Genomic DNA, 11,380 nt, shown 5'->3' with positions numbered 1-11,380 from the left:
AAATCCCACCCCAACTATTGACAAAGAGCCAAAAAAGAATGGGCGGCCCGCCGGGCATACCGGCGGGAGCGCTCATCCTTTTAATCCATATTTTCACAGGCGGCCGCAGCCTCCATAATTCCATCCACCTGCCCGGAAGAATCTTCCTGCAGTACGCCTTCGATCTTAAGCTCCTCTTCCACCTCCAGGCGGAACTCATCCACCCGTCCAGGGTTTATCTCCGGCAGCTGCTCCGTGGAGCCCACGCCAAAACGGCGGAGAAATTCTTCCGTCGTGGCAAAAAGCGCCGGACGGCCGGGAGCATCGAGACGCCCCACCTCGTAGACGAGATTATATTCAATCAGCCGGTTGACCGCATGATCGGATTTCACGCCGCGGATCTTCTCGATCTCCAGCTTTGTAATCGGCTGCTTATAGGCGATTATGGAAAGCGTCTCCAATACTACGTCCGTCAGTACCTGTTTTTTGGGGGCGGAAGCCACCTGTATCAGATTTTCATAGTACTTCGCCCTCGTGCACATCTGGAAGCTGTCCTCCAGCTCTATAATCTGCATGCCTCTCTGTTCTCTTTCATACCGTTCTTTCAGGCGGGCGGCCGCATCCTTCGCAGACTCCACATCGCGGCCCAGCGCCGCTGCAAGCTGCCGGACATCTACTGACTTACCCATTGTAAACAGCACTGCCTCCACGATTGCTTCGTCCTCTGAAAATACCATGTTTTCCTGTTCCATCTTTTATCTCATTCCTGTTCTTCAAAATCCTCCAGGCCATCCAGCTTCAGTTCGCCTTCTTCTCCTTCGGGTTCCAGAGTCTCTATGTACATGTCGTCAAATAACGCTTCCTGGGTGAGCGCGATCTTTCCCATTTTCATCAGCTCAAGCACCGCCAGAAAGGTTACCACAACCTCCAGGCGGCCTGTCTGTTTTTCCAAAATCTGCCGGAAGCTGAACGTCCTGTGCGCTCTTGCATACATCATGACAGAACCAATTTTCTGTTCCAGGCTCACCGGTTCTTTCTTAATCGTTCCAAAGCTGCTTCTCACGGGATCGATCTTGTCTTCTTTCCGTTTCATGACGGAATCAAAGATTTTCTGCAGCTTTGCGAGCGTCAGTCCGTCGAGAAGGCTGTCTAAATCCACCGGAGGCTCATATTTCGCCACCTCTCTGGGGATTGTGGGTTCCTTAAACAGGTGCCTCATTGCATCCTGCTCCCTCTCCTCCAGCTCCATAGCCATATACTTGTATGTCTTATATTCCAGCAGGCGGCGTACCAGTTCCGCCCTCGGATCCTCCTCGTCCTCTTCCTCTGATTCCTCCACCGGCAACAGCATTCTGGATTTTATATCAATCAGCGTGGCGGCCATCACCAGGAATTCACTGACAATGTCCAGGTTCTCTTCCTCCATCCGGCTGACATAGTCCAGGTACTGCTGCGTAATCAGCACAATCGGAATATCATAGATACTGACTTTATTCTTTTCTATTAAATGCAGAAGAAGATCAAGGGGACCCTCAAAATTCTCCAGCTTGTAGGAAATTCCCATTTAGATTCCTTCCATCCTGTCTCCATATTAAATGCGGCATAAAATTACCTCGAGGGATACAGGCCGTGAATAATAATTAAAATTAATCCCCGGCCTCCTGATAGTATATCAAAGATGGATTTTCACCGCAACCTGATCTTCACCGCGGGTTGGGCCAGCGCAGTAAATGCGCAGACATGTCTGAACTGTTACTCCGGTTCCAGCGTGATATGGATTAGCTGGGGCCTGTCGTTCAGTCTGATATTGACGGAATGTGTTCCAAGCCCGCGGCTGACAATCATTGTTTTTCCTTCTTTGTCAAACCTGCCTGCACACCAGGGAAGAAAAAACTGGTACTGCGGGGTCATTACCCCGCCCAGCAGAGGGAGGCGGATGGTCCCTCCGTGAAAGTGCCCCGACAACGTCAAATCGGCTCCCCAGTAGCGGCAGTTATTAAAAAACAGCGGCGAATGCAGCAGCAGGATTTGAAACCTCGACTGATCCGCCCTGCCGCAATGGCGCTCCAGCTCATTCTCCGGCAGAACCGGAAGCGTGAAACGGTGTCGGTAATAGATTTCTTCCATATTACAGCCGGTAATCCGGATATCCGTACCAAAATCGGCGCTCTTGTCCGACAGATAGAAAGCCCCCGCCTTTTTAAGCTCCCCGGTAAATTTCCGGTATAGACCGCCGTAGACCGTCCTCTCCCTTCTCATTCTTTCCTCATGGTTTCCATTGGCATAATAGACCGGATAACGTGATGCCAGTTCTCTTACGAGTGACAGCGTAACACGCAAATCTGCCTCTCCCCTTGAAACCATCATATCGCCTCCGATCAGGACGGCATCCGGATGAATTCTGTCTATTTCTTCTATCAGCAGTCTGTTATTTACTCCAAACTCATTATTATGTAGATCGGAAAGAAACACGAAATCCCGCTTCTGTCCCTTAATTTTCTTTGAAGAAATGCGGTAGTGATCTGTCACGAAATGTTTCTTTTCGTATTCCGAGCGAAGGATCAGACCTCCGGCCGCAGCCGCCAGGGCGGCAATACATGCATAAAGCATAACTTCCTCCTATATTTAACAGGCTCCGGCCTGCCGCCTGTAAGACGGTGTGGCCGGAAGCATGCCTGCCGCTGTACGGCAGGATATTTACAGTAATTTCATAATTCAAACTGTTACGTTTCAGCAGCTTTCACGCAGGTTTGCATAAGGCGCCTGTTCCAGGCGGATGAAGTATCCCTGTTCATGTTCACATACAGGGCAGTATTTTGGGGCAATCTTTCCCTCATAAATATAGCCGCAGTTCAGACATATCCATTCCGTATCTTCTTCCGCCGCAAAAAGCCTGCTGCTTTCCAGCAGATTGGCAAATATTCCGAAGCGGTCTCCATGTGTCTTCTCCACATCCGCGATCATATGGAAAACATGGCCGATGCGGTCAAAGCCCTCTTCCAGGGCAACGTCGCCGAACTCTTTGTACACCACATCGAATTCTTCGAACTCATTATGCTCTGCCGCCCTCAGAAGATCAATCGTCTTTTCATACATATCAACCGGATAGCCTCCGTCAATATGAATTGTCTCTCCCGTCATTTCTTTTAAAAACTTATAGAATACTTCCGCATGCTCCTTCTCCTGTTCGGCCGTGTATAAAAAGACCTTTTCAATTACCGGAAGTCCTTCCTTCTTTGCAACGGAAGCGGAAAATGTGTAGCGGTTTCGCGCCTGGCTCTCGCCGGCAAAAGCACGCATCAGATTTTTAGCTGTAGCGCTTGTTTTCAGAACACTGTCCATCAAATTATTCCTCCTGATTCATTTGTTGGTAATAGTTTCTCCGAAAACAGGCAATGTATACCAATCATCATACACTTAACTGCAAAAAATCGTCAAGCTGTCTTTTCCCCAAGACGATAAGTCGCCGTCGCCTGCACGGAAAAACGCATAATATTGACATATCCCAATTATGGATAATATGCAACTAAAGCCGTTCAGTATTTAATGATATGGGAGGTGCAGATACCTTGATTACTTATGATAAATTGTGGGAAACCATGAAGGAAAAGCAGATTACACAGTACCGTTTAATTAAATACTATGGCTTTAGTGCCGGACAGATTGGGCGTTTAAAAAAGAATATGTATGTCTCCACCCATACAATCGAAACGCTGTGCAGCATTCTTGACTGCAAGGTGGAAGACATTTTTGAATATAAAGCAGATGAGACGTTCTGCAAACAGTCTCCCGAGCCGTCCTGTGATGAATCCTTTAAAGCGGTTATGGACAGTGAGCATTAAATCATCCTTACGGCTCAGCTTTCTTTGGCAGGCTGTTTTCTCCATACACACAAATTCCGGCTTTTTTCAACAGGCGCACTGTTATGCCGTCTCCGGGTATCAGCTTTTTTGAAAAAGTTCCGTCATATATGAAACCACTGCCGCAGGAAGGGCTTCTCTCTTTAAGCACCGCTCTCCGGCAGTTTTTTTCGCGTGCAATCTGCAGGGTTTCTTCCGCTCCCCTTACGTATTCCTCCGTCACGTCGCGGCCGTCCTTTGTGACGACTCTTTCATCCCTGATTTCAGCGGGTGTCCGCGGCGTCCGGAGTCCTCCCAGCACTTCCGGACAGACGGGGATGATCTCCGCCCCCGTGATTTTCAGATAGTCAACAACACTCTGGCAGTAATTGGATTCACCGCTGTATTTACATTTCTCACCCAGAAGGCAGGCGCTGACAAGAATCGTTTCCCCGCGCTCTTCCCTCTGCTCTCTCCCCATATCCCTGCACATATTGGCATCTCCTTTTTAATTATGAAACTGCAAACTGGCTGTTATAAAGTTCACTGTAAAAGCCCTTTTGGGCCAGAAGCTCCTCGTGGCTGCCCTGCTCGATTATCCGGCCGTTTTTCATTACCAGAATCGTATCTGCCTCGCGTATCGTGGATAGACGATGGGCAACGATAAAACTGGTTCTGCCCTCCATCATCCTCGCAAACGCTTCCTGTATCATAATCTCCGTCCTCGTATCAATGGACGATGTCGCTTCATCGAGTATCAGCATGGGCGGCAGGCAGAGCATGACACGGGCTATGCACAGAAGCTGTTTCTGCCCCTGCGACAAGTTGCCGCCGTCTTCTGAGATAACCGTATCATAGCCCTCCGGCATACGCATAATAAAGCTGTGGGCATGCGCCTTCCTGGCCGCCTCTATAATTTCCTCCTCAGCGGCATCCGGTTTTCCGTAGGCAATGTTTTCGCGGATAGATGCTGATTTCAGCCATGTCTCCTGTAATACCATACCGTATCCCGCCCGCAGGCTTTCTCTTGTCATATTGCGGATATCCGTTCCGTCCACCCGGATCGTCCCCTGATCCACGTCGTAAAAGCGCATCAAGAGATTAATGACCGTACTCTTTCCACAGCCGGTCGGGCCGACGATTGCAATCCTCTCTCCCGGCTTCACCGTAAGATTTAAATCTTCAATCAGTCTGACTTCCGGATTATAGGAGAAGTATACATGCTCCATGGAGACATTGCCCTCCACCTGTCCGGGAGCAGCGGCTCCCTCGGCATCCGTTACCGCCGGCTCCTCGTCAATCAGTTCAAAAACACGGGCCGCCGAGGCAAGTGCATTCTGGAATTCGGTGGCAACGCCTGAAATCTCGTTAAACGGTTTTGTATACTGGTTCGCATAATTCAGGAAAGACGTCAGCTGCCCGACGGTCAGTACTCCGCGGATTGCTGCATATGCACCGGCCACTCCGACGCTGGCATATACGATTCCATTTACAAAGCGCGTAGCCGGATTGGTAATCGAAGAAAAAAATATGGCCTTCAGGCTGCAATCCGCAAGCTTATCGTTAATAATGCCAAACCGCCTGGATGCCTCCTCCTCATAGCCAAACGCCTGGACCACCTTCTCGTTTTCCAGAATCTCATTGACCAGAGATGTCATATCTCCCCTTGCCTCAGACTGGGCTTTAAACATATAAAATGTTTTTTTGGCGATAAAACCGGCCACAAACAGGGAAACCGGCGTAAGTACCACAACGATGGCAGCAATAACCGGATTGATGGAAAACATAAACAGCAGTGTCCCGGCTATCGTGAGCAGTCCGCTGAACAACTGGGTAAATCCCATCAAAAGCCCGTCCGAAAACTGATCCACATCCGTAATAACACGGCTGAGTACTTCCCCATACTGATGACTGTCAACATATTTGAGGGGAAGCTTCTGTATTTTTTCAAAAGCCCGGATCCTCATATCTTTTACCACGCGGTATGTGATATGGTTATTAATTACATTCATAAGCCACTGGGCAAGAGCGGTCAGCAGGATGGTGATAATCATATGTTTGAGGATCACAGCCAGCCCCGTGAAGTTAACCAGTCCCTGTGCAAGCACCAGATCCACCGCTTTACCGATCAGAATAGGGATATAGAGTGTCAAAGCCACCGTTATTCCGGCCAGAAGCAGCGACAGGAGAACCATCCATCTGTAATGTCCGATATCCTGAAGCACCCGCTTCATTGTATGCTTCTGCTTCTGTGTCTTCTCTTTGTTTTCTTCCTTTAACATTACTGGTTCACCTCCTCGCCTGAAAGCTGGGACAGACATATCTCCCTGTATACCGGGCAATTTTCAAACAATTCCTTATGCTTTCCGATCCCCGCTAGCCTGCCGTCGTCCAGAACCATAATTTTATCGGCCTGTTTTACCGTCGTCGCACGCTGGGAGACAATAAATACGGTCATTCCATCCGTCTTCTCCCTGATTGCCTTTCTGAGTCTTGCATCTGTTGCAAAATCCAGGGCGGAAGCGCTGTCGTCGAGGATCAGGATGTCCGGCTTTCTTACGATGGCCCTGGCTATGGTGAGACGCTGACGCTGTCCTCCGGAAAGATTTTTGCCTCCCTGCATCAGACCTGCGTTTAAACCGCCCTGTTTGCTCTCCACAACATCTTTTGCCTGGGCAATCTTAAGCGCCTCCATAATCTCCTCGTCCGTCGCATCCTGCTTACCCCATTTCATATTATCCCGGATGCTTCCCTTAAAAAGTACCGCCCGCTGTGGTACGACGCCGATACGGCCGCGAAGCTCCTTCAGTCCGTATTCCCTCACATCGGTACCGTTAATTCGGACCGCGCCCCCCGTTGTGTCGTAAAAGCGCGGTATCAGATTCACAATGGTGCTTTTTCCGGCTCCGGTACCTCCGATAATTCCGATTGTCTCCCCCTTCATCGCCCGGAAATCGATGTCGATCAGCGATTCTGCTTTTGCCCCTTTATAAGCGAAGCTCACATGCTCAAATTCCACCATGGGAATTGGGGCGCCTGCCTGATCGGTTCCCGCAGGATTCATCGGGACCTCCGGTTTCTTTGCCCTGTTTTCCACAATACTGCTCTTCGTCTCAAAAACATTATTAATACGGCCGGCACAGGCAAAGGCCTTTGTCATCGTAATAATCAGATTGGCAAGCTTGATAAGCTCAACGAGAATCTGGGACATATAATTCACCAGGGCTACCAGCTCTCCCTGCGGTATGACGCCTTCGTTTACCTGTCCTGAACCAACATAAATCAGGACCACGATAGCCAGATTGATAATTACATAGGTAATCGGATTTAAAAGAGCGGAAATCTTTGCCACGAATATCTGAAAATTAAATAGCAGGCCGCTTTCTTTATAATAGGCTGCCGTCTCGTCCTGCTGGCGGTTGAAGGCCCTGACCACCCTGACTCCGGTCAGATTCTCCCTGGTCATCTGCAGTACCCGGTCAAGCTGCTTCTGTACCTTTTTATACAGCGGCATGCTGATGAACATAATTCCAAACACAACAATGGAAAGTAACGGTATCGTTACAACAAACACCATAGCCGATTTAAAATCAATGGTAAACGCCATGATCATGGCTCCGAATACGATAAACGGAGAGCGCAGAAAAAGGCGCAGCGTCAGATTCACTCCCGACTGAACCTGGTTCACATCGCTGGTCATTCTTGTAATCAGAGTAGCCGTTCCTTCCGTATCGATTTCTGTGTAAGAAAAATGGTTGATATGATCAAAAAGCTCTTTTCGAAGAGCCGTACCGAATCCCACCGCCGCCTTCGCCGCAAAGAACTGGGCCGTCAGCGAACAGGCCAGTCCGATAATTCCAAGGAGAATCAGAATTCCTCCCATTCTTAGGATATAAGGTAAATCTCCATTTCTGATACCGGTATCAATAATCTTTGCCATAACGAGAGGTACAAAGAGTTCAAAACTCGCTTCCAGCATCTTGAACAACGGCGCCATAACCGCCTCTATCCGGTATTTTTTAAGATATTTCATCAAACTTCCCATGGTGATTCCCCTGTCCTGTATTTATGATTTATCGTTCTCTTCTCTCTATTTCATCTATCTTTCTTTAAAGCTTCCTGCAATTTTGCACTTTATTTTAACACAACAATGCGGCGGCTTCAAGTAGTTAGTCTGCGGGTATTAAGGCTTTGCCGCTTCATTTTTGGCAATCCGGGATACAAATTTTTCCCTTCGTTGCTATTTTTCCGCCCGCATGGTAATATTATTAGTAAATGATTTTCCCGATTGGAATGGAGATGCTCTATGATTTATTTCATTTTACAGTGCAAGAAAATTTATGACGAGTTTGTAAAGGATGAGATCACGGTCTATGCGGCTCAGGCCTCATTTTTTATTGTCCTGTCATTCTTTCCCTTTATCATGATCCTTCTTACAGTGATTCAGCTGGTTCCAACCATATCCCAGGCAGATCTTCTTCTGGTGATCTCCAGGCTGTTTCCTGAAAAGGTATATCCGCTTGTGGAATCGATTGTAACCGATCTGTACACCACGGCTCCGGCTGCTATCCTCTCTGTGACTACGATCGTCACCATATGGTCGGCCTCCCGGGGGATGATGGGCATAGAACGCGGCCTGAACCGGATTATCAACTGCAGCAAGAGGAGGAATTATGTGATCAGCCGCCTGATTAATTCCGGCTACACCGTTGTTTTTATCCTGGTCTGCATTATGTCGCTTGTACTCATGGTATTCGGCACTTCGCTGCAGAGGCTCCTGCTTCGCTATCTGCCGATACTGGAACATATTGCCCCATATCTGCTCAGTATCCGCGCCCTGATTGCCCTGGCCATCCTGATCGTCTTTTTTATGGGGCTTTATACCTTTCTCCCCTTTGAAAAGCTGGAGCTTCGAAAGCAGCTCCCGGGAGCTTTGTTCTCCACGGCCGGCTGGATTGTCTGTTCCTATGGCTTTTCTATCTATTTTAATCATTTTAAACGGTTTTCCTATATGTACGGCAGCCTTGCCGCCATCGTTATCTTAATGCTGTGGCTCTATTTCTGTATCTGTATCCTGTTCCTTGGAGCCGAGGTAAACCAGCATATGCATTTCGGCAGAAAACCATGATAATGCCTGTCCCGGATGCCTGACCGGACAATGGTATGTAAAAAACGGAGCATTGTCCCTTCAGGGGCCGCCGCTCCGTTTTTTTGGTATTCTTGTCAGGTATTCTTGGCTTCCATTCCGGCTCTTACCGATATTTCTCCCGCAGATATTCAATATAATATTTGGGGGTGAAATCCTCTCCCGTCACGTCCTTCAGAATCTGCCTGCTGTCTTTCAGTTTCCCGTACTGATGAATCTTTTCCCTGAGATATTTCCTGATTGCTTCCAGCTTGCCTTCCCGAAGCAGTTCTTCCACATCCATCTCCTGTTTCATAGTGTGGTAAATCTGTGCGCCGAAGGCGCTTCCCAGGGCATAGGACGGAAAGTACCCAAAGGAGCCCTGGGACCAGTGGATATCCTGAAGTATTCCCTCCGCGTCATTTTTCGGACTCACACCCAGATATTCCTCATATTTTTTATTCCAGATGGCCGGAAGTTCGTCGATTTCCACGTCCTCTTCGATCATCATTTTCTCAATTTCATAGCGTACCAGCACATGAAGGGCATAGGAAAGCTCGTCTGCCTCTGTTCTGATGAGTCCCGGAACCGTCTTATTGACAGCTGCAATGAAGGCATCCAGGCTCACGCTCTTTAACGGAGTCCCGAACATATCCGCCACCGTATCGAAAATCGGCTCCCAAAACGCCTTGTTCCTGCCTATAATGTTTTCAAAAAACCGGGACTGGCACTCGTGCATACCCATGGATGCTCCCTGCCCAACCAGTGTTTGGGTCAGGTCATCGCGTATCCCCAGTTCATAAAGGGCATGGCCCGTTTCGTGGATTACCGAAAAGATAGAGGAATCAATACTCTCTCCATAGTGCGTTGTAATTCTGACATCGTGGTTGTGCAGATTTGTTGTAAACGGATGGGCGCTGACAGCCAGCACACCCCTGCCGAAATCAAGTCCCACATATTCTGCCAGAAACCGGGCCGCTTCTTCCTGCGCCTGCTCGGGATAATCAGCGGTCAGAAAGCTGTCATCCACTTTCTTTGACCGCTCTGCCGCATCATGAAGCATAGGAACAATATTCTCTTTCAGTTCGTCAAAGAAACGGTCGAGCGTTTCCATATCGAAACCTTTTTCATAGGAATCCAGCATCACATTATACAGCTTCTCTCCGTCTTTTGCGCGGTAAGAAGCAAATTTCTTCTGGTAGCCTACGATGTCCTTAAGCACCGGAGCAAATTTTTTAAAGTTCTTCTCTTTTTTCGCCTCTGCCCATATTCTGGTCGCCTTGGAGGTCAACTCGGCAAATTCCCGGTATTCCCTGGGAGGAATACACTGAAGCTTTTCAATTTCTTCGGCCGCCTCCCTGACAATCGCCTGCTCTGCCTCTGTAAGCCCCTGCTCATTCCGGCAGGCGTCAACCAGCTCCTTCACTTCTTCCGATATCATAATCTCCATGTACTGTGCAGATAAGGAGCCGATTACTTTCGATGTAAAAGGCGCCGCTTCCTTTGGAGCCAATGTTTCATTATCCCACTCAAACAGCACCATTGATGCCTGTATCGCCATTGCTTTTTCCAAATATCCACTTAATTTTTCAAATGTTTTACTCATATCTTCTGTCTCCTCTGTTAAAACTGATTATGGATTCGTTGTTATTAAGATTAGCATATTTTCAATAAAAAGAACAGGAAATTAATAGCAGTAGTAATGCCACCTTGTTTTCACATAGACGCCTTTTCCCTGTCTGCCGCCCGACTGCCATATGACATTGGCCGGAAGCACGCTGCCGTTTTCGAGAAGCGTCCTGGCATTTGCCCAGTTGCGCTCCGTCGGCTCCCTGTAATAATTTCCGTCCCTTGTACAGGAATACTGTCCTTTCTGGAAGACAACTCCCTTGATCGTGTTTGGAAATGAAGGATGATTTTTTCTGTTTAAAACAACAGAGCCCACATAAAGCTGTTCCTGATCCGGGCAGCTCTGGCATTCTCCGGCCAGCACATGAGCCATCACGTAAAGCTCTTCCTCCGTATAGGCCGCCGGCTGTGCCACCGCTTCCTCTTCCTCGCTCTCAACAGTCTGAGCCTCTGAGCCGTTTCCGTCCTGTGCCGCCGCTTCCGTTCCCGCCGCAGCCTCCGCCGCCGGTCCATAAGCCATAGCCGCAGCGGCAGGTTCCGTTTCTGTCTGCTGCTCCGCCGTCTGTTCCGCTGCAATCTGTTCTACTGCCGTCTGCACTGCTCCCAACGTTTCCCCCTCCGCCGCGAACAAGGTCCCGGGCGCCATGTACAACAGTGTGATAACCGGTAATATGCATAATATCTTCTTAATCATAGTCCTCCTTAATAAATTGATTTCAGTTTCTTTACCAATATATGTCAATTCAATTAAAAATATATTTATTATTGTACAAACTGGAGATTTAACTGAGGTTTGGAGGACGCGTCC

At 48.5% G+C, this 11,380-nt stretch carries 11 protein-coding genes; 2 read left to right on the top strand and 9 right to left on the bottom strand.

The window, feature by feature from the left end; translation table 11 throughout:
- Positions 1–80: 80 nt before the first annotated feature.
- The 4 genes from scpB to rbr all read right to left on the bottom strand — a co-directional run bounded on the left by scpB (position 81) and on the right by rbr (position 3,321).
- Positions 81–731 carry an SMC-Scp complex subunit ScpB gene (gene scpB / locus CLOSYM_RS19680; RefSeq protein ID WP_021643498.1) on the bottom strand — a complete coding sequence of 217 codons (651 nt, stop codon included), beginning with the start codon at positions 729–731 and terminating at the stop codon, positions 81–83.
- Positions 732–739: 8 nt separating this feature from the next.
- Complete coding sequence (locus CLOSYM_RS19675) at positions 740–1,543, bottom strand: segregation and condensation protein A (RefSeq protein WP_003503526.1); 804 nt, start codon at positions 1,541–1,543, stop codon at positions 740–742.
- Between the two features lie 188 nt (positions 1,544–1,731).
- Positions 1,732–2,589, bottom strand: a complete 858-nt coding sequence (locus CLOSYM_RS19670; RefSeq protein WP_021643497.1) for a metallophosphoesterase — start codon at positions 2,587–2,589, stop codon at positions 1,732–1,734.
- Positions 2,590–2,709: 120 nt separating this feature from the next.
- Complete coding sequence (gene rbr, locus CLOSYM_RS19665; RefSeq protein WP_003503522.1) at positions 2,710–3,321, bottom strand: rubrerythrin; 612 nt, start codon at positions 3,319–3,321, stop codon at positions 2,710–2,712.
- A gap of 227 nt (positions 3,322–3,548) precedes the next feature.
- On the opposite strand from rbr, the gene CLOSYM_RS19660 reads away from it, so the two are divergent.
- Positions 3,549–3,821: a helix-turn-helix domain-containing protein gene (locus CLOSYM_RS19660; protein WP_003503520.1), complete on the top strand. Its 273-nt coding sequence runs from the start codon at positions 3,549–3,551 to the stop codon at positions 3,819–3,821.
- A gap of 7 nt (positions 3,822–3,828) precedes the next feature.
- Here the strand turns inward: CLOSYM_RS19660 and CLOSYM_RS19655 are convergent, their stop codons facing one another.
- Genes CLOSYM_RS19655 through CLOSYM_RS19645 form a run of 3 tightly spaced genes read right to left on the bottom strand, consistent with a single transcriptional unit; the run spans position 3,829 to position 7,863 of the window.
- Complete coding sequence (locus CLOSYM_RS19655; RefSeq protein WP_003503519.1) at positions 3,829–4,311, bottom strand: 2-thiouracil desulfurase family protein; 483 nt, start codon at positions 4,309–4,311, stop codon at positions 3,829–3,831.
- A 19-nt stretch (positions 4,312–4,330) separates the two neighbouring features.
- The gene (locus tag CLOSYM_RS19650; protein ID WP_021643495.1) at positions 4,331–6,100 is read right to left on the bottom strand and encodes an ABC transporter ATP-binding protein; all 1,770 of its coding nucleotides are present in this window, start codon (positions 6,098–6,100) and stop codon (positions 4,331–4,333) included.
- Positions 6,100–7,863 (bottom strand): ABC transporter ATP-binding protein, encoded by a 1,764-nt coding sequence (locus CLOSYM_RS19645; protein ID WP_021643494.1) that lies wholly within the window; start codon positions 7,861–7,863, stop codon positions 6,100–6,102. Before CLOSYM_RS19645 ends, CLOSYM_RS19650 begins: the two co-directional genes overlap by 1 nt.
- A 261-nt stretch (positions 7,864–8,124) precedes the next feature.
- Here CLOSYM_RS19645 and CLOSYM_RS19640 point away from each other — a divergent pair, with 261 nt between their 5' ends.
- Positions 8,125–8,946: a YihY/virulence factor BrkB family protein gene (locus tag CLOSYM_RS19640; protein WP_003503508.1), complete on the top strand. Its 822-nt coding sequence runs from the start codon at positions 8,125–8,127 to the stop codon at positions 8,944–8,946.
- A 124-nt stretch (positions 8,947–9,070) separates the two neighbouring features.
- On the opposite strand, the gene CLOSYM_RS19635 is transcribed toward CLOSYM_RS19640, so the two are convergent.
- Together CLOSYM_RS19635 and CLOSYM_RS19630 are read right to left on the bottom strand one after the other, a co-directional pair.
- Positions 9,071–10,549, bottom strand: a complete 1,479-nt coding sequence (locus tag CLOSYM_RS19635) for a carboxypeptidase M32 (RefSeq protein WP_003503506.1) — start codon at positions 10,547–10,549, stop codon at positions 9,071–9,073.
- Positions 10,550–10,630: 81 nt separating this feature from the next.
- Entirely contained in the window at positions 10,631–11,266 is a 636-nt protein-coding gene (locus tag CLOSYM_RS19630; RefSeq protein WP_044902972.1) for a cell wall hydrolase, read from the bottom strand.
- Between the last annotated feature and the right edge of the window lie 114 nt (positions 11,267–11,380).

The sequence above is a fragment of the [Clostridium] symbiosum ATCC 14940 genome, from assembly GCF_000466485.1.
GTDB lineage: Bacteria > Bacillota > Clostridia > Lachnospirales > Lachnospiraceae > Otoolea > Otoolea symbiosa.
This window is presented reverse-complemented; position numbering and strand designations above follow the sequence as displayed.

Excerpts from the sequence above, each read along its gene's own strand:
- CLOSYM_RS19630 (WP_044902972.1), bottom strand. The coding sequence starts at position 11,266 with ATGATTAAGAAGATATTATGCATATTACCGGTTATCACACTGTTGTAC.
- CLOSYM_RS19675 (WP_003503526.1), bottom strand. The coding sequence starts at position 1,543 with ATGGGAATTTCCTACAAGCTGGAGAATTTTGAGGGTCCCCTTGATCTT.
- rbr (WP_003503522.1), bottom strand. The coding sequence starts at position 3,321 with ATGGACAGTGTTCTGAAAACAAGCGCTACAGCTAAAAATCTGATGCGT.
- CLOSYM_RS19640 (WP_003503508.1), top strand. The coding sequence starts at position 8,125 with ATGATTTATTTCATTTTACAGTGCAAGAAAATTTATGACGAGTTTGTA.
- CLOSYM_RS19645 (WP_021643494.1), bottom strand. The coding sequence starts at position 7,863 with ATGGGAAGTTTGATGAAATATCTTAAAAAATACCGGATAGAGGCGGTT.
- CLOSYM_RS19635 (WP_003503506.1), bottom strand. The coding sequence starts at position 10,549 with ATGAGTAAAACATTTGAAAAATTAAGTGGATATTTGGAAAAAGCAATG.
- CLOSYM_RS19650 (WP_021643495.1), bottom strand. The coding sequence starts at position 6,100 with ATGTTAAAGGAAGAAAACAAAGAGAAGACACAGAAGCAGAAGCATACA.
- CLOSYM_RS19670 (WP_021643497.1), bottom strand. The coding sequence starts at position 2,589 with ATGCTTTATGCATGTATTGCCGCCCTGGCGGCTGCGGCCGGAGGTCTG.
- CLOSYM_RS19655 (WP_003503519.1), bottom strand. The coding sequence starts at position 4,311 with ATGTGCAGGGATATGGGGAGAGAGCAGAGGGAAGAGCGCGGGGAAACG.
- scpB (WP_021643498.1), bottom strand. The coding sequence starts at position 731 with ATGGAACAGGAAAACATGGTATTTTCAGAGGACGAAGCAATCGTGGAG.